This is a genomic window from Finegoldia sp. BIOML-A4, from assembly GCF_009679635.1.
GTDB lineage: Bacteria > Bacillota > Clostridia > Tissierellales > Peptoniphilaceae > Finegoldia > Finegoldia magna.
Window position 1 is genome coordinate 1 of record NZ_WKZC01000010.1, and the last position, 24,928, is coordinate 24,928.

Here is a 24,928-nt window from a genome sequence, read left to right on the forward strand (position 1 = left end):
ATACTACTTCTTCATTATACAAAAATAGTGCAAGATAGGAATTACTTCCTTTCTTACACTATTTATGGTACTAAAAAGGAGGAACGAAATCCTCCTTGTGATTTTCCGATTTATACGAACGGAATATATTGTGAATATCCTTCTTCTTCCATTTTTTCTAATGGGACAAATCTCAAACTTGCGCCGTTGATGCAATACCTAAGACCGCCTTTTTCACTAGGACCATCGTCGAACACATGACCAAGATGACTGTCAGCGTGTTTACTTCTAACTTCAGTTCTAACTCTGGATAATTTGTGATCATCAGAATAATTTACAGAACTTGACGTAATAGTTTTCGTAAATGATGGCCAACCACAGCCCGCATCGTATTTGTCCTTTGAAGAAAATAATGGCTCACCACTTACGATGTCGACGTAGATTCCTCTTTCGTTAAAATCATTATAGCTTGATGTGTGAGGGCGTTCAGTCGCTTCGTTTTGAGTAACTCTGTAACTCACATCGGATAGATTTTGTTTCAATTCTTCATCGGACATTTTCTTGTATTCAGTCGTATCCAAATCCTCATCAAAAGCATTCAGATTGATGTGACAATATCCACCAGGATTTTTGTCCAAATAATCTTGGTGATAATCTTCTGCCAACACAAAATTTTCTAATCTTTCAACCAAAACAGTTAGCTTTTCATCGTATTTTGATTGAATGTAATTCACAACAGAATTGATTATTTCCAAATCTTTTTCATCTTCGTAGAAAATTCCCGTTCTGTATTGTTCGCCAACATCGTTTCCTTGCTTATTCACAGAAATTGGATTGATAATTCTGAAATAATGAAGTAAAATTTCTGCCAAATCCAACCTGTTTTTATCATAAACAACTCTCACTGTTTCTGCGTGATGAGTTTGTTTTACTCTTCTATAATCAGTGTCTGTTCCTTCGCCATTTGCATAGCCTGTGTCAGTGTCTATTACACCTTGTAATTTTTTGAAATAAGCTTCCACTCCCCAAAAACATCCACCGGCTAAATAAATCGTACTTTTTTCAATAAATCTCATATTACACCTCTTACAAAATTATACCCAGTTAAATATTTTTTATTCAACAGAAAATTTTGCGCATACAAAAAGCAGCTTATTAAAAGCTGCTCATTGAAATTATTTTGATTTCATTGTTTCTTGGCGATTCATTGTGTGATATGAACCTTTGAATCTTTCCTTCTTAGGACTCTTGTCCCAGATTTCTTCTGCTTCAACTTCCCAGTTTTTCGCATATTCATCGCAGTTACCACAAAGTGAATCTACAGTTTGCTTAGATTCCAAATCAGTAGATTTTGCATCAGTGCTATGAACCATTTCTCTAAGTTCGTTTGGATTTTCAAGCATTGGGCAAGGCATCAACATATTATCGTTGAATGGTTGACCGTCGTGATATTTTGTAAATAGGGGAGCTCTCAAACAATCCAACAAAGATTTTTCTCTGATATTTGAATCACTGTAGTGAATGAAAACACAAGGTTCCACATCGCCGGATGCATTAATGTGAAGATATCTTCTTCCACCTGCGATACAACCTCCAACATATTCAGCATCATTTTGGAAATCCAATGCGAATAATGGTTTTTCTGCTCTATATTTTCTTAGTCTTTCGATAGTTTGTTTTCTTTGTTCAGGAGTAGGTAATAAATCAGTTACAGCGGCATTTCCAACTGGCATGTAGTGGAAGTACCACACGAAATATGCACCTAACTCTATTAGGTAATCGTAGTATTCTTCGCTTGTAATTGAATCAAAGTTTTGTGAAGTGTAGCAACAAGAAATACCGTAAATCAAATGACGTTCTTGTAGCATCTTCATTGCTTTGATTACTTTTTTATAAACACCTTCTCCACGTCTACCGTCAGTTGCTTCTTCAAAACCTTCAAGTGAAATCGCAGGAATGAAATTACCAACTCTTAGCATTTCGTTTACGAAATCTTCGTCTATTAAAGTTGCATTAGTAAATGATAAGAATACACAGTCGTTGTGTTTTTCACACAATTTAATCAAATCATCTTTACGCACAAGAGGTTCACCGCCTGTGTATATGTACATGTAAGTTCCCAATTCTTTTCCTTGGGTGATGATAGAATCAATCTCATCATAGCTTAAATTTTGTTTGTAGCCGTATTCAGCAGCCCAACATCCAGTACATTTTAAGTTACATGCAGATGTAGGATCCAACAAAATCGCCCATGGAATATTACAATTGTATTCTTCTCTGTATTTTTGTTGAGTTTGCCATCCCAAAACAGACGCATTCATAAAAAAGTTATACGCTACTTTTTTAATTTGTTTTTTGTCAACTTCTTGGAAAATTTTCATCACAAAACTATGGTAAGGGTGATTTTCGTCTTCGAAAACTTCCCTTATAATTTTAATTTGAGGCGAAAAATCTCCGTGAGAAAGGTTTTCTGCCCATTCGACTAATTGTACCCCTCGTTTTTGAGGATCCTTCGCAACATAATCGAATACCTTATCAAATCCATATCTTTTTCCAGCTTCTATAATTTTCATATAACCACCTTTTCATATATTAAAATTTTTAGAACTATCCTATTAGATATATCTCTTAACTTCATTGTATCTCAAACGTTAATCGAAGTCTTTGGACAAAAGGGTGTATTTGCCTAAAATTCTAACAAAAATGAAAAAAAATCTAAAAAATTAATTCATTTTACTCCTAGTTAATGAAGATTTAACAGTATCTTTTAATAAAAATCCTATCCTTTTAATCTTCTTCTCGATATCCTCATCCATTCCTGAAGTTAGCCATCTGATAATTAAATCCGTAATCGCACTTTGGAAAAATTTAATAATAATCTCCTTGTCATCCTTTTTAGCGTGAATTTCCTTGTCCACATTTTCTATGTAGTTTCTCATAATTTGTCCCGATTTATTGTACAAATAATCAGACAGTGTTTTTCTAGAAATAGAATTGTAAATGTGATAAATCGCAGTTTTGTTTTCAATAGCAAACTGCATTTCTTCGATAAAATTATCCTCCCACGACATATCCTCTGACTCATCCAATACCTTCTGTAATCTGGTCTCAAAAATCGTGTCGATAATATCATTCAAATCCTTAAAATGGTAATAAATCGTGTTTCTATTGATGCCACATTCTTCAGCTAATTTTCCAACAGTGATTTTATTCAAAGGAATTCTATTCAGAAGACTAATCAGATTTTCCATTATCATTTTCTTCGTATAATCCGCGTTCATAAACTCCCCCTTTTAACATAATCATATTCCAAAACTAGAAAAATTTCCACCAAAAAAACTAGCTGCACATGGCTTGCAGCTAGTCAATCGTAATTATTTTAATAATTCTTCAGCAATTCTCAAAGATTTTCCAGCATAAACTGTAGCAGGGCCACCACCCATAGCAACGCAAACTTCCATCATTTCTGAGATTTCTTCGATTGTACAACCTGCATCAATACATCCTTTAGTGTGATGAACGATACATCCGTCGCATTTTACAGTAATTCCGATTGCAAGAGCTATCAATTCTTTTTCCTTCAAAGATAATTTTCCGTCTTTAAAAATTTCTCCACACATACCAGAGAAATTCTTAGCTACATCTGGTAAATGTTCTCCAAATAATTTTGAGTTTTCAGCCAATACTTCTTTACTATCCATAAATTACCTCCTATTTTTTAGACAATTTGCATTGCCCTTGTAATATAATCTTATCAAATACGGCGTATAAAATCTTAATTATAGAATATTTCAATAAATGATGGGAGATTTATAGCGTTTTCATATAAATAAAAATAAAATATATGTGATATAATATAACTATAAAAATTAGGAGGTTAATATGAAAAAACCTTACAAGTTACTAGTTTTAATGATGGTTATGGCGATCGGATTTACAGGATGCGCCAATAATTCTAACAAAACTAATTCAAACGAAAAGACACTTGAAAATGAATGCTAACAAACTATCCGGAGGACAAAAACAAAGACTTTGCATAGCCAGAATGCTTACAACAAATCCCAAAATACTGATATTTGATGAACCTTGCTCATCTTTGGATTTGCAAAACACATTGGCAATAGAAAATCTGTTGAAAAATCTATCACAAAACTACACTATTATCATTTCGACACATAATACAGACCAAGCACAAAGAATATCAGATAGGATTTTGTTTATTGAAGATAAAAAACTGATTGAACAAGATGAAATATAATAATATAAGATTTGAGGACGAGAGAAAATATGAAAATTATGGTAGTTGAAGATGATATTGATTTATCAGAATTAATTAGGATGTATTTGATTCCAGAAGGATGGGAGATAGAAACTTTTCATGCTGGTAAAAAAGCGGTTGAAAGTTTTAATCGAAATCATTATGATTTAATACTTTTGGACTTATTGCTTCCAGATATAAATGGGTTTGAGATATGCAAACAAATACGAGAAAAATCCACAATTCCAATAATCATGCTCACTGCTCTGGAAGATTCTATTCATAAAGTACAAGGATTAAATATGGGTGCAGATGACTATATCATAAAACCTTTTGAGCCAACAGAATTAGTCGCCAGGATTAAGTCAAATCTTAGAAGAAGTTATGAATTTTCTTCTGTAAAATCTATAAACGATGAAGGACACGAACCTGACGAACTCGTTGTAGGAAATTTGTGCTTAAATAAGAAAACTCATAAAAGCGTTTATAATGAAATAGAAATAACTTTAACTCCGAAAGAATTTGATATTTTGTGGCTGTTAATGGAACAACCGGATGATGTTCATAATATGGACGAAATACATTACAAAATTTGGAAAGATGAAGTTTTATCAACCGAGGTAAATCCTGTTATGGTGCATATAAGAAGAATACGAAGTAAATTTGAAAAACATGGAATAAGTTCCATAATAAAGACAATTTGGGGAGTGGGGTATAAAATTAATGCGTAAAGAAAATTCATATATTAAAAGAATTATTCTGTATCAATGCTTATGGATAGCTGTTGTAATTTTTCTTACATTTGCTTTTCATAGATTAATCGATAGTTTAATAATTTATAATATTGATACAGAAGCTGAGTTAGGATCAATATATAAGATTTATTTTCAATATGGTAATTATGTTTTCATTATGATATGCGCAATCTTCATAATTTTCGGATGCTTTTATATTCAGAATAAAGAATTCGAGAAATATCGCGAGTATTTTGTATCTGGAATTAAATACATTAAAGGCGAAATTCCTGAGATAAGAGAATTTCATGAATCTTTATCTAACGAAAGAATAGATTTCATTAATATTCGAAAACTTATATTAGAAATGGAAAACAATTATGAACTAGCATATAAGGAAAAAACAGATTTGCTGACGTATTTGGCACATGATATTAAAACACCTCTATCAAATTTATTGGGATATTCTACTTTGCTTCATGATGAAGATAATTTAACTTATGAGCAACAAAAAAAGTTTATAAAAGTTATCTACGAAAATGTGAAATCATTAAATAGTTTGAGCGAAGATTTCTTTTCTTATTTGAAATTCAATTTGAATGAAATCCCTATTAATATCAAAAAGTTTGATGTCGAACTATTCTTAAAACAATGGGAAGAAGAAAGAAAAACATTAGTAAACGATAATGTTTTGGATATTAGATTTGCAAATACTTCTGATAAAGAAATTAATACGGATCCTGAATTACTCGTGAGAATTTTAGATAATTTGGTATCGAACGCAAACAAATATTCAAAAAAAGGATCAACAATAATAGTCGAAGTTAAGATACAGGATAAAGCTTTAAATTTGACGGTTAAAAATGAAGTTGAAAACAATCTAAATGTAGATTGGAAATTGGTGAAAAATAAATTTTATCGTGGAGATATGTCTAGAAATCGTATAAAAAACAACGGATCCGGAGTTGGACTTACAATTGTAAATGATATTGTAGCTCATTTAGATGGGGAATTTGAAGTGTACAATAAAGATAATTTGGTAATTGCAAATGTAATTATCCCAGTATTTTAAAAAGAAAGAAAAAAGCAAGAATTAATATAAGAAAACTTAATCTCTTATTTTCAAGACTAACCTATAATGATTTTATAAGGTTAGTTTTTTATTGATAAGGCTTAAGGGGAAATAGTTTATGAAAAAAGTAATAGGATTATTAACATTTTTATTGGTTTTTGTTGTAGGATTAGGATTTTTCTATAGTAACGATTCACGTTTTATGGAGTTTTTTATAAGAGAATTTAATACTACAGTAAATATAACTACCAAACCACAAAATGTTGAAAATAATATTCTTGAAATTCAGAAAATTGCGAAGAAAAATAAAATTAGTTTCATCAAAGAAGTTTACATACCCAAAAATTCTTTAAAAGAAAAACAAAAAATAAATATATTTGTTTATCTTGATGATGCGATGTGGTTTAAGAAATCATTTAAGAATATTGATATCGTTGAAGATGATAATGGTATTAATAAGTTCAAGAATGTAACTAAGAATAGCCTTTTGACTAGTAAAAAAATTGATTTTATTGATTATTCTAAGATTAACGATTATACGTTTAATGGAGATTATCATATTAAAGGATCGCCTTCTGATGTTTTGGAATTTATGAATGAATTAAATAACAGACAAGATTTGGGAATTGATGCGATTGTTGATAAGTCTTTTTCTGTTGCTAGTGAAGTTACTCAAAAGCAAGCCATATTATACGTAATGCTTATTTTAGTAATTATTTTTGCTCTATTATTTAGTTTTGTAATTTATAATTCATCACTTTCTAAGGAAATATCGATAATTTCTTTATTGGGTCATAATAAACTGAAATTTTGCTATAAAAAGGCTGTGGATTTGTTAGCAATTCCAATATTAATTTCATGGATAGGAATGTTTGGAGTTTTATTTTATTTGATTAATCCAGACTCAATGATCGGATTTTTAATATCTATCAAACAAATATTCTTATTACTTGGAGTAATAGGATTTTCCTTGATATTATTTTATTTTTTTATGCTTTACTTTAGAGTTAAGAATGTTAGCACTATTTCTTGGTTAAAAGGCTACAAAAAAAGATATAAAATGAGTCCTGTGATTTTTAAAGTTATTTCATTTTCTGTTGTCCTTTATCTTTTTGTAGTAACTGTGTTTGGATTATATGACTATGTTACTTCTACTTCATATTTTGATGCATGGGAGAAATCAAAGAATTATGCTAATATAGCTTGTGCATGGCCGTGGACTTATGTTGAAAATGATGATAAATTTGAAAAAATAGTAGTTCCAAAGTTAAATAATTTATGGGATGAATTAGATTCTAAAGGAGCAATACTATTTTTCGCACCAAATATCCAACATGAAAATGATGATGAATATTTAAACAATCAGTTTTTTAGGGGAAGGTATGCTTATATCAACAAAAATTATCTTGAACTAAATAATTTGGTTGATGAAAAAGACAGACCATTAGCCAAATATACGTCTAATTCTAATGAATGGATTATATTTGTACCTGAAAACATTTCAATAACTGATAATGATAGGCAAAATATAAGAAAATCACATGTGTTTAATTGTACAACTAAACAAGAAAATGTCAGTGAGAAGTATATTAAAATTAAGGGAAATCAACAAGTTTTTACATTTGATAGTCAGCAAAAAATAAATAGTCCAGATATATTGAATTATGCTTTGATTATGGTTAATGGCAAAGAATTAGTGCCTACTGGAGAGATTAAAATATCGTCATTGGTTAACGGGAAGTTTCATCCTTATATTTCAAATCCTAATAAGTGCTATGAATATTTAAAACCAGTTATTCAAAAAACAGAATCGTCTCCTTATATACTTTACGTTACAAGCGTTTATGATGAAGTCATTGAAAAAATAGAAATGTATAAGACGGAAACTATTATTTATCTTTTAGGATTTTTATTATCGGTTTTAGTATTGTTTGTAACGATAAAAATAGATGAAGAATCATATTTTTATAATTATGGACAAAGAATTTACGTTTCTAGATTATTGGGATATGATTTTAAATCTATCCATAAATCTAAAATAATTCAGATTATAGTTGGGTTTCTCGTAAGTGTTATTATTTGTTTTATGATAATACTCTTTACGATATATTTTAGAAGTTTTGGTTTTTTTGAACCAAGAGATGGGTGGAATTTAAGAAAATTAGTAATTTGTCTAATTATGTCAATTATTAGTATTATTATTTGTTTTATATATGAAATTATTAACGTAAAAAAGAACGAAAAAAGTTTAGTGACAAAGATAAAGGAAGGTAATTAAATGAATATTGATAAACCTCAAATATCATTGAAAAATATATCGAAAAAATATGGGAACCATAAAATATTAGAAAATATTAATCTTGACATTTATCAAGGAGATTTTATTTGCATTTTTGGTAAAAGTGGTGGTGGCAAGACAACGCTATTAAATATTATTGGAACTCTTGAAGAATATGATGAAGGGGAATTGATTTGCTTTTCTCAACATAATCCAATTAGAAATGAAAAAGAATCTGAACTTTTACGAAGGTATAAAATAGCATATCTTTTTCAAAACTTTGCTTTAGTTGATAATATGACAGTTCAAGAAAATTTGAATTTGGCAGTAAAATACAGTAGAAGTACAGATAAAAAATCAATTATAAAAAAAGCTCTTATGAATATGGGAATAGAAGACAAGCTTAAATCAAAAATATTTGAATTATCAGGTGGAGAGCAGCAAAGAGTAGCTCTCGCGAGAAATATGGTTAAGCCATACGAAATAATGTTAGCAGACGAACCAACAGGATCGTTAGATAGTGAAAACAAAAAGATAGTAATTGATACACTTGTAAAACTAAACAAACTGGGGAAAACTATAATTGTAGTAAGTCATGATAAGGAATTTGAAAAAATTGCACACAAGAATTATATTATTGAAAACGGAACATTAAAACAGCTGGAATTTGCTGTGGAGAAATAATAGAATATTTGGGATTATAATATCAGGTTATTATTTCGAGGATCTGATACACAAAACTTTTCACATACTTCAATTATCCTACTTGCTAGTTAAGCAGGTAGGATTTTTTTGATTTCAAACGTTAAGAAATTCTAAAGATTACAGAAAAAATAAGCAAAGTTAGTGAAGTTGTGATATAATTTTAACTGTTAAATATATTAATAGGATGATGAAAAATGGAAAAATCAAATCAAAAAAAATACACTTTTTTGATTAATACGACACCCCCTCCAAGACTTATAAAGAGAATGGATCTTGTAAAAGAAAAGTTCGATTTGTATGCTGTTTGTTGGGACAAAGGTGGAGATGAAAAATATGATTTCAAGCGTGACTTTTGCAAGAAGGAAATAATCAATATAGATGCTGACAACAGTAACCCTATGAAAAGACTTATTCCAACTTACAAATTCTCACAAAAAGCTTATAAAATTTTGGAGAGAATTAAACCGGATTTAATTCACGTTCAAAGTTATGATATGCTAGAGATAGCTACGAAATACAAGAAAAACAACGACGACAAGGTTAAGATTATATACGAAGTGCCAGATATTCACAGATATTTGACTGATGACAAGAAGAATTTCCCTATGAATGTTGTATCTTCTGTTTTGAAAAAAAGAGAGAACAATATGCTTGGATTTGTCGATTTGATGATTGTGACTAGTATGAAATTCTGGGAACATTTTGAAGGGAAATACAGCAAGGATAATTTGGTGTTCATGCCCAATATTCCAAACTTGGAATTATTCAGAGATTATGATAAGTTAAGGGTGAAAAACCAACACGATACTTTCACTGTAGGATACATTGGTGGGCTAAGATATTTGAACGAATTGAAAAAGCTTACGAAAGCTATGGATGGTTTGGGAATGAATTTGATGATGGCAGGTTTCGAGAGTGGAACTTACTTCAAAGAGCTTGCCCAAACGAAAGATTTCATTGAATATCGTGGCAAATTTTACTATGACGATGATATTGCAGAGCTTTATTCGAAATGCGACTGCATATTCTCAGTGTACGATGCGTCGATGAAGAATGTTAGGATTGCACTTCCGAACAAATTATACGAATCCATTCACGCAGAGCTTCCTATAATTGTCGCAAGAGACACTTATTTGTCGGAGGTTGTGAATGAATGGAATGTGGGAGTTGCGGTTGATCACGAATCAGATGAGGAAATGCGAAATGTTTTAATCAAACTTAGAGATGACCAATCATTCTACCACACGCTTCAAGAAAACTGCAGAAAGATGCAATCAGAATTGAATCCACAAAAAAATAACGAAAGATTATTAAATAGAATAGAAAATTTATTTTAAAGGAGAGAATATTATGATTAATGTAATTGGTTTAGGTTACATAGGTCTACCTACAGCGTTGATGCTATCAACATCAGGCAATAAGGTAGTTGGAACAGATATTAAAGAAGAAGTAATTGACAAATTAAAGCATAAAGAATTAACTTTTGAAGAAAAAGGAATGGATGAGCTTTTCGAAAAAGCTTTGAATTCAGACATCACTTTTTCATTAAAACCAGTGTCCACTTCTTTCTATATTATTACAGCACCAACTCCATACGATCCTGTATCTAAGAAATTGGATTGTTCTTATGTAGTAAAAGCTGTAGAATCAGTGTTGGAACCTGCAGAAGAAGATGCGATTATAGTTGTTGAATCAACAGTTTCACCGGGAGCTATCGATACTTACGTTAGACCTGTTGTAGAAGAATATATCGAAAAATCAGGCAAGAAATTAAACTTGGTTCACGCTCCAGAAAGAATTATTCCTGGTAATATGGTTTACGAATTGGAACACAACGCTAGAACAATTGGCGCTGACGATCCAAAATACGGCGAAAAAGTTAGGGAAGTGTACTCAACTTTCTGTAAAGGTGAAATCAATCTAACTAACATCAAAACTGCTGAAATGACAAAGGTTGTTGAAAATACATTCAGAGACATCAACATTGCATTTGCGAATGAATTGGCTAAGATTTGTCGCCAAGGTGGGCTTGATGTCAACGAAGTTATCAGAATTTCCAACAAACACCCAAGAGTTAACATACTTTCACCAGGACCTGGTGTAGGTGGACATTGTATTTCAGTTGACCCATGGTTTTTAGTTGGAGATTATCCACTTCTTACTGAGATAATCTACAAAGCTCGTCAAATCAACGATTCAATGCCAGAATATGTTCTTAAACGTGCTTACAATATTATGAAAGAAAACAACTTAAAAGATTTTTCAAGAGTTGGTATTTACGGATTGACTTACAAAGAAAACGTAGACGATGTCAGAGAATCTCCAACACTTCAATTGTTACAACACCAAAAAGAACATTTGGGAGATGGACTAAAAGTTTACGATCCAATGGTGAAAAGAGAAGTTGTGGAAAATCAATACCACGATTTGAACAAATTCTTAGACGATGTTGATTTCGTAATCGTGATGATTGGTCACGATGAAATCAGAGAAAACATGGATGTATTAAAAGACAAAGTTGTACTTGATACAAGAAACATCGATGTTGATAACAAATACAATTTCTACAAATTATAAAACAAATCAAAGGGCGCTAATATTTGCAGCGCCTTTTTTTCAAAAGAGGTAAAAAATGAAAAAAGTAATGGTGGTTTTTGGGACAAGACCAGAAGCGATTAAAATGTGTCCACTTGTAAAAGAACTCAAAAAAAGAGACGAATTCGAAGTTTGTATGCTTGTAACTGGACAACACAAAGAAATGCTACGCCAAGTGTTGGACGTTTTCGAAATCAAAGAAGACTACAACTTGGCTATCATGAAAAAAGGACAAAGCTTGTTCGATGTTACCATAACTATTTTGGACAAAATAAAATCTATACTAGAAGAAGAAAAACCAGACATTGTTTTGGTTCATGGAGATACTTCGACAAGTTTTGTTGCAGGACTTGCTGCATTTTATTTGAGAATACCAGTAGGTCATGTTGAAGCAGGACTTAGAACTTACAACAAATACTCTCCATATCCAGAAGAATTCAACAGACAAGCCATAGGATCGTTGGCAGATTTCCACTTCGCACCAACTACAACTGCAAGGGATAATTTGCTACGAGAAAACAAAGACGAATCCAAAGTTTTCGTAACGGGAAACACAGTAATAGATGCACTTCAAACAACAGTACGTGACAATTATTCTAACGAAAATTTGATCGAAGGTAAAAAAATGATTCTTCTAACAATGCACAGAAGGGAAAACTTGGGAGAATCTATGAAAAATTCCTTCAGAGCAATTAAAAGAGTTGTCAACGAAAACGAAGATATATATGTGATTTATCCGATACATTTGAATCCAAAAGTACGAGAAATCGCAAACGAAGTATTTGACAATCATCCTAGAATCAAACTCATCGAACCATTGAATGTAGTTGATTTTCACAACTTCATGAAACAATCATTCTTCGTAATGACAGATTCAGGTGGAATTCAAGAAGAAGCCCCAGCACTTGGTAAGCCCGTTTTAGTAATGAGAGACACAACAGAAAGACCTGAAGGGGTAGAGGCAGGGACATTAAAATTAACTGGGCTTTGTGAAGAAGACATCTACAACGAAATGACCACACTTCTTTCTGACAAAAATGAATACGACAAAATGAGTGAAGCCACAAACCCTTACGGAGATGGGCACGCATCCGAAAGAATCTGTGACATTTTATCAAAAAATCTATAAACTAAAAAATCCAACTTCTACATGAAGTTGGATTTCATATTTAAACGTCAAATAAATTTGAGACGTTAACAGATTGGATTTTCTCAATTATCTTAATCTGGAATTGAATTATTTAATTAAGCTTGTTTTTTGCTCTTTCTTGATTTTCTTTCAGTATTGAAAAGAGGATTAACTCTTTCGTAGAAGTCATTCATTTGTGCAAAGTTCATACTTGCCATGTTTGAGCTTAAGCTTACTGTACAGTTTTTACCGAAATTTCTAATTTGCTTTTGTGTTGTTTTTGTGAACATATTATTTTCCCCCTTATTAATTGTTTATTATTCTTTTAAGATGTTATTATTTGTTTAATTTGTTTAGTTATTACGCTTGTTTTTTATTTTTCTTTAATTTTCTTGAACCAAATAATGGTGTCATTCTTTCGTAAAAGTTATCCGCTTGAGCAAAATTCATGCTCGCCATACTTGTGTTAAAACTAATTTGTGAACTTTTTCTAATATTATTTTTTCTCATAAATTTTACCCCCTATGCGTTTTTTCTGTTTTTGAAGATTCTTCTTGATCCAAACAATGGAGAGAATCTTTCGTTAAAATGATCGACACTTGCGAATGTCATTGATGACATATTTGTGTTCAAACCAAGAGATGTTTTCTTTGCAAAATCTAAATATTTTCTGTTATTCTTAATCATTTTAGTTCCCCCTCATTTAATATTTATATGTTATTTTCCATTCGGTAATAATTAAATATTCACCGAATCGAAATTATCGAATTTAATATTCAAGGAATATCCAAATGATAACTCATCTCATATCCCTCACTGCATTAAGTATTATATAACCATAAAACAGCTATGTCAAGCACTTTTTCAAAGTTTTTTGAAAAATTTTTGTAAAGAAAAATTAGGAAAACGAATGATTTTTGTGAGTACCGTTTTCACAGAAGGCTTATTTTTATTCGATAAATATTTTTTCAGGAAAACAAATGTTGATATGTTCAAGTTTTCTAATAAAAATAAATTTTCCCCAGTTACTCAATGTTTTCCTGCAATTTTCCCAAAAGAAAACAGATAGCATTTTAAAAATATGGGAAAATTTTTTGTGAAGTTGATAATGTATATTGGTGATTGCAAAGAAATTTAGCAAAATAAAGCTATTTGCACAAAAAAATTAGCCGAATTATTCGGCTAATTCAAATCAATTTATTTCTTATCTTCGATGTATTTTATACATAAATCGATAGATGCTTGTAATCCTTCTTGGTGAGTTCTTTCCATTGCGTGTGATGCATCAACACCAGGGCCAATCAAAGCAACTCTCAAATTATATCCTGCTGCTAATGCTGCTGATCCGTCTGATCCATAGAATGGATAGATGTCAACTGCGTGAGGAATATTATTTTCTTCACAAATTCTGACTAATCTTTCTTTTAATTCTAAATCGTAAGGACCTGTAGAATCTGCTGCACAAATTGTTGTTTTAAATTCAGAAGATGTTTGTCCATCTCCAGGAGCAGCCATGTCAACAACTATGAATTCGTCAGTTTCTTCTGGAATTCCGTAACATGCACCGTGACCAACTTCTTCGTAGTTTGAGATGAAGAAGTTAAGAGTGTGTTTTGGAGTTATGTTGTTTTCTACAAAATATCTTACAGTTTCATACAATACGTATACACAAGCTTTGTCATCTAAGTGTCTTGATTTTACGAATCCACTTTCTGTTAATTGTGTTCTTGAATCCAAATAGATGAAATCACCAACATTGATTCCAAGTTTTTCTACATCTTCAGCTGATTCTACCTTTTCGTCGATTCTGATTTCCATTGTCTTGGCATTTCTTTCGTTGCTTTTAGCTTCTGGGCCGTAAACGTGAACTGATTGTTTGTCGTTTAAGCATGTACCAGTGTATTTTTTGCCAGACATTGTAGAGATAGTTACGTATTCATTTTCAACAGAGTTGTATGCGTATCCACCTACTAAGAATGTTTTTAATCTTCCGTTAGGTTTGATTTCTTTAACCATTAATCCCAATGTATCCACGTGAGCTGCAAATGTAGATTGTTTTTCGTCAGTTTCACCACGAAGAGTAACAACCATTGCACCTTTGTTAGTGAAGTTGATTTCAACTTTTCCTAATTCTTCGAATTTTTTTCTAACTTTTTCCATAACGACTTTAGTGTCGCCAGATGGAGAAGAAGTCATTAAAATTTCTTGTAAAAAATCTAAATTTTCCATATTGAGAACCTCCTAAAATATATTTTTATGATACCACATATAATCACATTGTTTCAATCTTTAAAGTGAGGGTTAATGTTTTAACTAAAATTTTACAAACCAAATATATGATAAAATTAATTGAGGTGAAAAATGAAAGGATATTTTGCATCACATTTCTTCAACGACGCTATGTTTCGTTGGACTGAAGATTTGGCGAGATTTATAGAGAAAGAAGTGGACATTGATTTGTATGTGCCACAACGAAATGATTCGATAAACAACAAAAAAGACAATGATGCTACAATCACTGACATCGACATTGCAAGAAATGATATGGCGAAGTTAAAAGAAGCAGATGTTTTGATAGCTTGTCTTGATGGATTGTCGATTGACGATGGTGTTGCAGGAGAAATCATGGCTTTTTCTGTGATGAAAGATTACGAAGAAGAATACAAATTGACTGACAAGAAAAGAATTATAATTGGTTTTGTGACAGACATGAGATATTTGGGAACTGGAGAGAACAAATTATACAGAAACCAAATGATAATCGGACAAGTTAAAGACAAGGGATACTTCATCGTAGGTTATCCAAACACAGACGATTACAAAAACAAAATCGTGGATATTATTAAAAAGGAATATTAGAAAAAGCTAGCTAGAAATAGCTAGTTTTTTATTGACAAATGATAAATAAAAAATTATTATATAAGTGATAAGAATATTCATTATCAAGAGGGAGAAGAATGAGAAGAAAGTACTTATCTGCAATATGCAAATTAATTTATTTGATAACATTAATTTTAATGTTTATAGTTAACAAGAAAAATATTGAAATATCAAAAATCACATTGATTCTTTTAGTGGGAATTAATATTTTTAGTTTAGCCGCAGATACATTTTTGTCGGAAACATCAAAAAAGTTAAAAATTGGATCAATTTCCGTGCTAGTAATTTTTTACGTAATTTTCGTAATTTTAATATGATTTAATAGCAAATTGAAATATTCTTATCAGTGACTTTTCAGAAGTTCTCATTGGATTTTGGTAGAGATTTGGTGAGGACTTTTTTGTTGGTATCAGAATTAGATCTAACTTGGTGTATAATATAAATGAAAGAATAATTCAAAATAACAAATCAGTCAAATTACCTGTTTTATACTATTTTTAAATGTTGGAATATGGTATAATTAGTAGTTGTGATTTGTAGTTAACTTAACAGTTAAATGAATCTAATAATTTGAAAGGAAGTTGTTATGAATAAATTAGCGATAATTGGTGCACAATGGGGAGACGAAGGTAAGGGAAAGGTTGTAAATTACTTTTCCAAATTTAATGATATTATTGTAAGATCTTCAGGTGGTGCCAACGCAGGACATACTATTTATTTTAAAGACAAAAAGTACGTACATCATTTACTACCATCTATAACTTTTGACACAGATTCTAAGGGATTCTTGGCAAAAGGAATGGTAATCGAATTAGAACAAATGATTGAAGAGTTGAAGGTTTTGGAAGCTGATTTCCCAGGAATTTCCAAGAGATTTATGGTCGATGTAGAAACATTTATCGTTCTACCTTACCACAAAGAAGAAGACGGATTGTTGGAATCTATGAGAAAAAATCCTATCGGAACTACAAAAAGAGGTATAGGACCTGCTTATCAAGACAAAGCTGCTAGACAAAACGTTAGAATTATTGATTTGTTTGACGATGAATTGCTAAGAGAACGCGTTGAAGAAATAGTTTATTTGAAAAACAACATCTACGAAGGCAAAATGCACATCGATGTCGACGAAACAGTAAATTATTTGCTTGACAAGTTCGACCAATTATTAAAATTGGGCGTTACATTCACATCAGCATCTGAAATCGAAGATGAAATCAAAAACAAAAAAGTTCTTTTCGAAGGTGCACAAGGAATTATGCTTGACTTAGACTCAGGAACATATCCATACGTTACATCAAGCACAACAACTGCTTACAGCACATCAGCAGCAGATGTTACATTAACTGATGATGACACAATCATGGGAGTTGTAAAAGCATACACATCCAGAGTTGGGGAAGGAGAATTTCCAACAGAATTGTTCGATGAAGAAGCTGACAAGCTTAGAAAATTAGGAAATGAATTCGGAGCTACAACTGGAAGAAACAGACGTGTAGGTTGGATTGACCTTGCACAATTACGTTATGCAATCAAAAAGAGCAAAATCAACTCAATTGTCATGACAAAAGCAGACGTATTAAACGGCTACGACAAGGTAAAAGTATGCGTTGGATATGAAATTGATGGTATAGAACAAAAAATGCCATTCATTTCAAATGATTTCAAAAAAGCTAAGCCAATTTACAAAGAATTTGACGGTTGGGATGATGTGTTCGAAGTAAACTTCTTGAAATACATGACATTCATTGAAAAAGAATTAGACACAGAAATCTCTTACGTTTCTTATGGTCCAAAAACAGAAGAAATTATGGAAAAAAGAGATTTTATCATGAATATAAAATAAAATATTACAAATTATATCGTGGACTAGCTCCACGGTATTTTTTTGTCCAAATTCACATCAGACTCCAATCCCGGAAAATTTATAAAAAAATGTTACAAAATTTCAAAAATTTTGTTTTATGAAATTGAAAAATATCAAATAAAAACGAAATTTGCAAAACAAATGTTGGATTTTCAATGTTTTAAAACGAAAAAATAAAAATAAAAAAATTTAGGAAAAATGTTGAACATAGTTCAAAAAAGTGTTACAATATAAAACGTCAAAAGAAATGAACAGTGTTCAATAGATGAAAGGAGGTTAGTTGTGTCGTATTTGGACGAAAAGAAAAAAGATAATAAATTACAAATAATTCAGTCTGCAGTTAAGATGTTTGAGAAAAAAGGCGTTGATAAGACGACTATCAGAGATATTATGAGCAACACTGATTTGGGATTGGGAACTTTTTATTCTTATTTTAAGGATAAGGAAGATTTGAAGGAACAAATCGTCCTGAAGAAGCTTACAGATTTGGTGGTGGAAACTGAGAAGAAATGTACGCAAGAAGATCATGTTGAAAGGTTTATTAGTTTTTTGGATTATATTATTGATTATTATATTGCTAATCCTTTTGAGTTTGAACTTGTTGCGAGTAATTTGAACTGGGCGTTGTATGCTAAGGTAGAAAATGATAAGAGATTTTCTGAAACAGACACTGCTCTGAAATATATTTTGAACAAGTATTCACAGTTGTTCTCAAAAGAATATTCTGATTCACAAAAATTATATATTCTTTCTTTGACGATTGAGACTGTGATTTCGACTTGTAAGCTTGCAATCAGAAAGGATTCCATTTTATCTATTGATGAAATGAAGTCTGTTTTGGTTGAAGTTATTAAACAAATTTTAAATAGATAAGGGTGATTTTTACATGAAGAAATTTTCAGAATTTATAGCTAATCATCCTAAGTTAGTGCTTTTGGTTATGACTTTGTTGTTGATTCCATCAATAATTGGTTATAAGGCAACAAATATCAATTACGATATTTTGTCTTATTTGCCAACTGATTTGAAATCAACTCAAGGTCAAACTATTTTGGACAAAGATTTCAAAAATGCAGCTACTGGGATGTTGATTTTAAAAGGCACAGACAACGATGCCGAGAAATTAAGAGAAGAAGTGCAAAAAATCGACGGGGTTGAGGATGTTATATCCAAGACTTCAATTTTAGGGCCAACTGTTCCTAATGAATTTTTGCCAGATGATATTAGAGATGTGTTCTATGCAAAAGATAGTACTTTAATGATGGTTAAGTTTAGCGAATCGTCATCTTCAATGAGAACTATGAAGGCGATAGATCAAATCAAACAAATCGAATCCAAAGAAAAATACTTGAGTGGTATTAGTGCTCTTGTAAAAGACACAAAGGATTTGATTGACAAGGAAACTCCGATTTATGTAATGCTTGCTGTGGCACTTGGACTTGTGGTGTTGAGCTTGACGAATGAATCGACTGTAATTCCATTCGTGTTTATGTTGAATATAGGATATGCTGTTATTTATAATTTTGGGACTAATATATTCTTAGGACAAATATCCTACATTACTAAGGCGATTGCAGCGGTGTTGCAACTTGCCGTTACGATGGATTATTCGATTTTCTTGTATCATAGATATGCAGCGGAAAAGAAAAAGAGAGACACACATAAGAAGGCAATGGCAAAAGCTATTGAAGCGACATTCTCATCGTTGTTCTCATCTTCACTTACAACCTTTGCAGGATTCTTGGTTTTGATATTGATGAGATTATCGTTGGGTAAAGATATCGGTCTTGTAATGAGCAAGGGTGTATTCATCGGACTTTTATCTACTTTGGTTGTTCTTCCACCAATGCTACTTCTTACAGAAAAAGCTGTGGACAAATACAATCACAAAGTATTACTTCCAGAATTTACCAAATTACCAAACTTCGTCGTAGACAAGAGAAAAGTGTTGGCATTAGTATTTGTAGTGTTGTTCATTCCAGCAATTTACGGATCTGTAAACACAAAATTATACTACAACTTGGATAGATCATTGCCACAAGATTTGGACTCTATTGTATCTCTTAATAAAATGAAGAAAGACTACAATATGGCAAGTACTCATTTTATCGTAGTAAAAGATAATTTATCTAACACTGCTATGGATTCTATGATTGATGAGTTAGAACACATCGACGGTATCACTGCAGTTGTCGGAACGAATTCAATCACAGGTGTTACAATTCCTGCGACATTCTTGCCAGACAAACTCAGAGATAACTTCGTAAAAAACGGCTACGAAATGCTTATGGTTAATTCAGAATACCAAACAGCATCTGACGAAGTAGACAAACAAATCACACAAATGCGTGATGTAATTGCAAAACACGACAAGGAAGGATATTTGACAGGTGAAGCTGTTCTTACAGACGATTTGACAGATATTTCCGATCAAGACTTCAAGATGGTTAATATAGCATCATTAATTGCAGTATTCATAATCATCGCAATATCGTTCAAATCATTTGGAATTCCAGTTGTATTGATAGCAGCCATAGAACTTGCAATTCAAATCAACATGGCAATCCCATTCTACCTCAACCAAACAATTCCGTTTATTACATCGATAGTAATCGGCGTAATTCAATTAGGATCTACGATAGATTATTCTATATTAATGACGGACAGATTCTTGTTCGAATATCGAAAGACTAAAGATGTAAATGGTTCGTTGAAAACATCGGTAAGAGAAACATCTAAATCAATTGTTACAAGTGCCTTATCATTCATGGCAGCGACAGTTGGTGTAGGAATTTATTCAAAAATGGAAATAGTATCCACAATATGTACATTATTGGCTAGGGGAGCAATCATCAGTATGCTTGTAATCATAATATTACTTCCAGCAATATTGAGTGTTACATTCCCATTTATCAAGAAAACAACTAAAAATTTAGCGTAAAGGAGAAGACTATGAAGAAAAAAATTGAAAAAATCTTAGCCTTGTCATTAGTATCTTCAATGACATTTGCTAACCTATCATTTGCAGAACAACAAGATTTAATCAAAAAATCAGAAACAGTTTATGTAACAGTAGAAGGCAACGAAATCAAAGACAAATCAGTTTCTGTGTGGTTAAATTCAGATAAAAATATAAAAGCGAACGACAAATCTAATTTGACAAATGTAAAAGATTTGAAAACAGACAAAGAACTAAAATCTGAAAACGGATATTTGAAATTAGACGAAAACAAAAAAGACATCTACTACAAAGGTGACACTGACAAAAAACTTCCAGTGGATGTATCTGTAAAATACTTCTTAGATGGAAAAGAAATGAAAGCTTCTGAATTGGAAGGTAAGTCTGGTCATTTGAAGATTGTAATCACTTCTAAAAATAACAGATACGAAGCCAAAACAATTGACGGACAATCAAGAAATGTATATTCACCATATGTCGTTGTAGCAGCGATGACATTTGACGATGAAAAAGTAGAAAACGTCACATCAGACGATATCAAAGTTGTAAAAGATGGCAAGAACGAAATAGTAACTACAGTTATGACACCAGGTATGAAACAAAACTTAACAGGAATTGTAGAAGACAAAGAATTGGACAACTTCAAAGACGAAGTTTCAGTTGAAATGGATATTAAAGATTACAAACCAGTAGAAATCTACTCTGTAATCACTAACGAATTCTTCCAAGAAAAGAAAAATATCGATTCATTGGACAAACTTCAAAACGGTGTTAAAGAATTACAAGATAATTCACAAAAACTTGTAGATGCATCAGTTAAATTATCTGAAGGACAAGACAAACTAAACTCAGGAATTTCACAAATGCAAACAGGAGTTACAAAACTTCACTCGGGTTCACAAAAACTTGCATCATCTACACAACAAATGCAAGGTAAATTTTCAGGAATACAATCAAAAGTAGGTCCTATCCAAGGTTATGTAGCTCAAATGAATGACGGTAGCTTGAAATTGTACAACGGAATTTCTGACTACACAGCTGCTGTAGCTAAAATCAAAGAAAACACAGCTAAAATCAAAGAAGGCTCCGAAAAATTAGCCAAAGGTGCGACTGATTTGGACAATGGAGTTGGCAAATTAAAAGATGCGACTTCACAATTAAGAGCTGGAACTGAAAATATGAAAGAAATGACTGCGCAAAAAGACCAACTACTTGAAAAATCATCACAATTATCAAATGGTTTGAATGGTTTGGCAGGAAGTTATGGTCAATTAGCAGATACAGTTGAACAAATTTCAGGAAAATCTCAACAATTAAAAGATTCAAGCGCACAATTCAACGAAAAATTACAACAAGTTGCACAACTTGCAGGTGGTGCTGAGACAAGTGCAAGTGCAGAAAAAATCGCACTTGGACTTGAAAGCTCAGCAGAAGGATTGAACAATGCAATCCAACAATTACAAGCAAACAATGAAGAAGGACAACTAAACGATACAATTGCATATCTTCAAGCACAAAAAAATGTAATGTACGTTCAAGCAGAATCCATTAGAAATGCTGGTTCACAAAATGCTGGGCAACAACAATTACAAGCAGCATTGGCACAATTAGCTCAAAGTTCAAGTGCATTATCACAAGGAAACGCTGATTTATCCAATGCACTTATGAGAACATCTGCCGCTATGAATCAATCAAAAGCAAAACTTGTAGATTCTTCTAACCAATTATCTCAAGGATTGGGACAAATGGGTGGCGCATTGAATGGCGCAGACGGATTATCAACATTGAAAGATTCCATCGACAAACTTGACGATGCAACAGGTCAAATCAAAGGTGGATCACAAACATTAAAAGAAGGAACATTGCAAAACGAAAAAGCAATGGCAATGCTTTTGAATGGAATGGAAGAATTGGACAAGAATTCAAGTGCGTTAGTTGAAGGCTCATCAAAATTATCTGGTGGATTACAAGAATTCAACAAACAATCAGCTCTTTTATCTTCATTGTCACAAATCAATGAAAAAGCAATCATTCCAATGAGTAACGCAATCAATATGTTAAACGATGGACTTGGAAAATTAGATTCATCAACTGGACAATTAAAATCAGGTAGCGACAAGCTTGCTTCTGGACAAAAAGAATTCAGTTCCAAATTAAAAGAATACAAAGAAAAAGGAATTGATGAATTATCCAACAAGACAAAAGATTTGAACAAATTCAAAGATATTATTGACGCTATGAGTGATTTGGCAGTTAAAGATTCTTCATTCACAGGAACGGACAATAATTTTGAAACAAAATCAAGAATTGTTGAAAAAATAAAATAGTAATCTTTACAAAAACATTCTATTCTGATACAATCTAATGTATCGATGAAGAGAATATTAGTTCTATACGATTTTTCAGAGAGAAAGTGTAAGGTGGAAACTTTCATTTACGATAGAATGAACCTAACTCGGAGATTATGTCAAAATCATAGGGTTGTCACCTTATAACTAACAAACTAGAAGTGGTATAGCGATCCTTCGTCTTCGTGACGGAGGATCTTTTTTTAGATACATATTAAATACACCAAAGAAAGGAACATGTAAATTATGAGAATGAATAAATTTTATATGCCAACTTTAAGAGAGGATCCACAAGATGCAGAAATAGCAAGCCACAAGCTTCTATTAAGAGCTGGCATGATTAGAAAAACGGCAGCAGGATTGTACAGTTATTTGCCATTGGGATATCGAATTGTAAGAAAGGTAGAAAACATCGTTCGTGAAGAAATGGACAACTACGGTTCACAAGAAATCCACATGCCTATAACTCAACCTCGTGAAATCTGGGAAGAATCGGGAAGATGGAAGACATTTGGACCGGAAATGTTCAAGCTGCAAGACAGAAATAATCGTGAATTCTGCCTTGGACCAACAGCTGAAGAATATTTTACAGATTTAGTAAAAGGTGAAATCAAAAGCTACAAGCAACTTCCACTTAATATTTATCAAATCCAAACAAAATACCGTGATGAAAAAAGACCAAGATTTGGAATCAACCGTTCCAGAGAATTTTTGATGGAAGACTCTTACACATTTGATGTAGATGAAGAAGCGATGCGTGAAGCTTACATGAATATGTGGAGAGCGTATGAAGTTGTATTCAATAGACTTGGTTTGGAATACAAAATCGTAGCAGGAGACAGCGGTGCCATGGGTGGTAACAGTTCGCACGAATTTATCGCACTTAGTGATGTAGGTGAAGGTGTGATTTGCTACAGCGATGACAGTGATTTCGCAGCGACTGACGAAAAAGCTTATGTATATTACAAAGTTGAAGATGAAAATGTAGAAAAACTTCCATCAGAAAAAGTTCTAACACCAAATTGCAAAACAATTGAAGAAGTAAGTGATTTCTTAAAAGTCGACCCTGCACATTGTTTGAAAGCAGTCGATTTAATGGTTGAAGGGAAACCTGTAATTGTATTTATTCCAGGAGATCGTGAACTTAACATGTCCAAACTTGTAAGTTATTTGAAATGTCCAGAACACGAAATAGAAATGATGGAAGAAAAAGACATCTTGGCTTTGAACAGTTCACCAGGATTTACTGGACCAATCGGACTAGATTCAAGAATCATAATTGACTCAAGAGTTACACAAATGAAAAACTTCGTCGTTGGAGCGAATGAAGAAAACTACCACATCAAAAATGTAAACTATGGAGATGATTTCGAAGGAGAAATCGTAGAAGATTTATTGATGGTACAAGAAGGGGATATCGATCCTGAAACAAAATCTCCATTGAAATTTAAAAGAGGAATCGAAGTTGGAAATATCTTCCAATTGGGACAAAAATATTCCAAGAGCATGAATGCAACATTCTTGGACGAAAATGGAAAAGAACAATTCTTCTGGATGGGATCATACGGAATCGGCGTAACAAGAAGTGTCAGCGCAATTGTAGAACAAAACCATGACGACAAGGGAATGATTTGGCCATTAGTTGTAGCGCCATATCACGTAATCATCACAGTTGTTAACACAAAGAATGAAGAACAAAATACACTTGCAGAAAAACTTTACGAAAAGTTACTTCTTCAAGGAGTAGAAGTTCTACTTGATGACAGAAAAGAAAGAGTAGGAGTAAAATTCAACGACCGTGACTTAATAGGAATCCCACTAAGAATAACTGTAGGAAAGAAAGCATCTGATGACATAGTAGAATTTTCTGAAAGAAAAACACTTGAAAATGTAGAAATGTCATCAACAGAAGCTTACGAAAAAGTAATGGAAATCATCAATCTTAACTTAAAATCAGTTGGTGGATTGTACAGATAATTTATAATGAGAACTACGGGCGATAAGGCTCGTAGTTTTTTTCTCGCCACTTTTTGTTTATCTACGCCAAATTGATAAATATGGCGAGATTAATCTCGCCAATATTGATTTATCTACGCCATTTATGGTATAATGGCGAGAAAGATGGTG

General features: G+C 32.1%; 23 protein-coding genes. 15 read left to right on the top strand and 8 right to left on the bottom strand.

Annotated elements, in window-relative coordinates; genetic code table 11:
* Nucleotides 1-110 precede the first annotated feature (110 nt).
* The 4 genes from msrB to GKG01_RS07380 form a co-directional block, all read right to left on the bottom strand.
* On the bottom strand, nucleotides 111-1,055 hold the full coding sequence (msrB, locus tag GKG01_RS07365) for a peptide-methionine (R)-S-oxide reductase MsrB (RefSeq protein ID WP_154271229.1): 945 nt from the start codon (nucleotides 1,053-1,055) through the stop codon (nucleotides 111-113).
* Between the two features lie 99 nt (nucleotides 1,056-1,154).
* Nucleotides 1,155-2,552, bottom strand: coding sequence for a radical SAM protein (locus tag GKG01_RS07370; protein ID WP_154271231.1), 1,398 nt, complete (start codon nucleotides 2,550-2,552; stop codon nucleotides 1,155-1,157).
* Nucleotides 2,553-2,702: 150 nt separating this feature from the next.
* A complete protein-coding gene (locus GKG01_RS07375) occupies nucleotides 2,703-3,260 on the bottom strand; it encodes a TetR/AcrR family transcriptional regulator C-terminal domain-containing protein (RefSeq protein WP_154271233.1) in 558 nt (185 codons plus the stop codon).
* A 93-nt stretch (nucleotides 3,261-3,353) separates the two neighbouring features.
* Entirely contained in the window at nucleotides 3,354-3,680 is a 327-nt protein-coding gene (locus GKG01_RS07380) for a carboxymuconolactone decarboxylase family protein (protein ID WP_002835813.1), read from the bottom strand.
* Between the two features lie 290 nt (nucleotides 3,681-3,970).
* On the opposite strand from GKG01_RS07380, the gene GKG01_RS07390 reads away from it, so the two are divergent.
* From GKG01_RS07390 to wecB, 8 genes are all read left to right on the top strand, one after another.
* Nucleotides 3,971-4,237: an ATP-binding cassette domain-containing protein gene (locus GKG01_RS07390; protein ID WP_241684726.1), complete on the top strand. Its 267-nt coding sequence runs from the start codon at nucleotides 3,971-3,973 to the stop codon at nucleotides 4,235-4,237.
* A 29-nt stretch (nucleotides 4,238-4,266) separates the two neighbouring features.
* Nucleotides 4,267-4,968 carry a response regulator transcription factor gene (locus tag GKG01_RS07395; RefSeq protein WP_154271235.1) on the top strand — a complete coding sequence of 234 codons (702 nt, stop codon included), beginning with the start codon at nucleotides 4,267-4,269 and terminating at the stop codon, nucleotides 4,966-4,968.
* Entirely contained in the window at nucleotides 4,961-6,043 is a 1,083-nt protein-coding gene (locus tag GKG01_RS07400; protein WP_154271237.1) for a HAMP domain-containing sensor histidine kinase, read from the top strand. The genes GKG01_RS07395 and GKG01_RS07400 overlap by 8 nt, the downstream gene beginning before the upstream one ends.
* A gap of 118 nt (nucleotides 6,044-6,161) precedes the next feature.
* Nucleotides 6,162-8,321, top strand: a complete 2,160-nt coding sequence (locus GKG01_RS07405; RefSeq protein ID WP_154271239.1) for a hypothetical protein — start codon at nucleotides 6,162-6,164, stop codon at nucleotides 8,319-8,321.
* A complete protein-coding gene (locus tag GKG01_RS07410; RefSeq protein ID WP_154271241.1) occupies nucleotides 8,322-9,005 on the top strand; it encodes an ATP-binding cassette domain-containing protein in 684 nt (227 codons plus the stop codon).
* A 215-nt stretch (nucleotides 9,006-9,220) separates the two neighbouring features.
* Nucleotides 9,221-10,363 (top strand): glycosyltransferase, encoded by a 1,143-nt coding sequence (locus GKG01_RS07415; protein ID WP_154271243.1) that lies wholly within the window; start codon nucleotides 9,221-9,223, stop codon nucleotides 10,361-10,363.
* Between the two features lie 13 nt (nucleotides 10,364-10,376).
* Nucleotides 10,377-11,603, top strand: coding sequence for a nucleotide sugar dehydrogenase (locus tag GKG01_RS07420; protein WP_154271245.1), 1,227 nt, complete (start codon nucleotides 10,377-10,379; stop codon nucleotides 11,601-11,603).
* Between the two features lie 55 nt (nucleotides 11,604-11,658).
* On the top strand, nucleotides 11,659-12,750 hold the full coding sequence (gene wecB / locus GKG01_RS07425) for a UDP-N-acetylglucosamine 2-epimerase (non-hydrolyzing) (RefSeq protein WP_154271247.1): 1,092 nt from the start codon (nucleotides 11,659-11,661) through the stop codon (nucleotides 12,748-12,750).
* A gap of 116 nt (nucleotides 12,751-12,866) precedes the next feature.
* On the opposite strand, the gene GKG01_RS09040 is transcribed toward wecB, so the two are convergent.
* The 4 genes from GKG01_RS09040 to GKG01_RS07440 form a co-directional block, all read right to left on the bottom strand.
* On the bottom strand, nucleotides 12,867-13,040 hold the full coding sequence (locus GKG01_RS09040; RefSeq protein ID WP_002835799.1) for a hypothetical protein: 174 nt from the start codon (nucleotides 13,038-13,040) through the stop codon (nucleotides 12,867-12,869).
* Between the two features lie 70 nt (nucleotides 13,041-13,110).
* Nucleotides 13,111-13,260 carry a hypothetical protein gene (locus GKG01_RS07430; RefSeq protein WP_002835798.1) on the bottom strand — a complete coding sequence of 50 codons (150 nt, stop codon included), beginning with the start codon at nucleotides 13,258-13,260 and terminating at the stop codon, nucleotides 13,111-13,113.
* A 12-nt stretch (nucleotides 13,261-13,272) separates the two neighbouring features.
* Nucleotides 13,273-13,437 carry a hypothetical protein gene (locus GKG01_RS07435; protein WP_002835797.1) on the bottom strand — a complete coding sequence of 55 codons (165 nt, stop codon included), beginning with the start codon at nucleotides 13,435-13,437 and terminating at the stop codon, nucleotides 13,273-13,275.
* A 510-nt stretch (nucleotides 13,438-13,947) separates the two neighbouring features.
* Complete coding sequence (locus GKG01_RS07440) at nucleotides 13,948-14,979, bottom strand: M42 family metallopeptidase (RefSeq protein WP_094206688.1); 1,032 nt, start codon at nucleotides 14,977-14,979, stop codon at nucleotides 13,948-13,950.
* A 132-nt stretch (nucleotides 14,980-15,111) separates the two neighbouring features.
* Between GKG01_RS07440 and GKG01_RS07445 the strand changes: the two genes are divergently transcribed.
* The 7 genes from GKG01_RS07445 (at nucleotide 15,112) to GKG01_RS07475 (ending at nucleotide 24,778) form a co-directional block, all read left to right on the top strand.
* On the top strand, nucleotides 15,112-15,609 hold the full coding sequence (locus GKG01_RS07445; RefSeq protein ID WP_102164408.1) for a nucleoside 2-deoxyribosyltransferase: 498 nt from the start codon (nucleotides 15,112-15,114) through the stop codon (nucleotides 15,607-15,609).
* A gap of 98 nt (nucleotides 15,610-15,707) precedes the next feature.
* A complete protein-coding gene (locus GKG01_RS07450) occupies nucleotides 15,708-15,947 on the top strand; it encodes a hypothetical protein (RefSeq protein WP_102164407.1) in 240 nt (79 codons plus the stop codon).
* Between the two features lie 269 nt (nucleotides 15,948-16,216).
* A complete protein-coding gene (locus GKG01_RS07455) occupies nucleotides 16,217-17,473 on the top strand; it encodes an adenylosuccinate synthase (RefSeq protein ID WP_154271249.1) in 1,257 nt (418 codons plus the stop codon).
* A 303-nt stretch (nucleotides 17,474-17,776) separates the two neighbouring features.
* Complete coding sequence (locus tag GKG01_RS07460; protein WP_094206692.1) at nucleotides 17,777-18,367, top strand: TetR/AcrR family transcriptional regulator; 591 nt, start codon at nucleotides 17,777-17,779, stop codon at nucleotides 18,365-18,367.
* A 13-nt stretch (nucleotides 18,368-18,380) separates the two neighbouring features.
* On the top strand, nucleotides 18,381-20,435 hold the full coding sequence (locus GKG01_RS07465) for an MMPL family transporter (protein ID WP_154271251.1): 2,055 nt from the start codon (nucleotides 18,381-18,383) through the stop codon (nucleotides 20,433-20,435).
* An 11-nt stretch (nucleotides 20,436-20,446) separates the two neighbouring features.
* Entirely contained in the window at nucleotides 20,447-22,780 is a 2,334-nt protein-coding gene (locus tag GKG01_RS07470) for a hypothetical protein (protein ID WP_154271252.1), read from the top strand.
* Nucleotides 22,781-23,047: 267 nt separating this feature from the next.
* Nucleotides 23,048-24,778 carry a proline--tRNA ligase gene (locus GKG01_RS07475; protein ID WP_154271254.1) on the top strand — a complete coding sequence of 577 codons (1,731 nt, stop codon included), beginning with the start codon at nucleotides 23,048-23,050 and terminating at the stop codon, nucleotides 24,776-24,778.
* Nucleotides 24,779-24,928 lie beyond the last annotated feature (150 nt).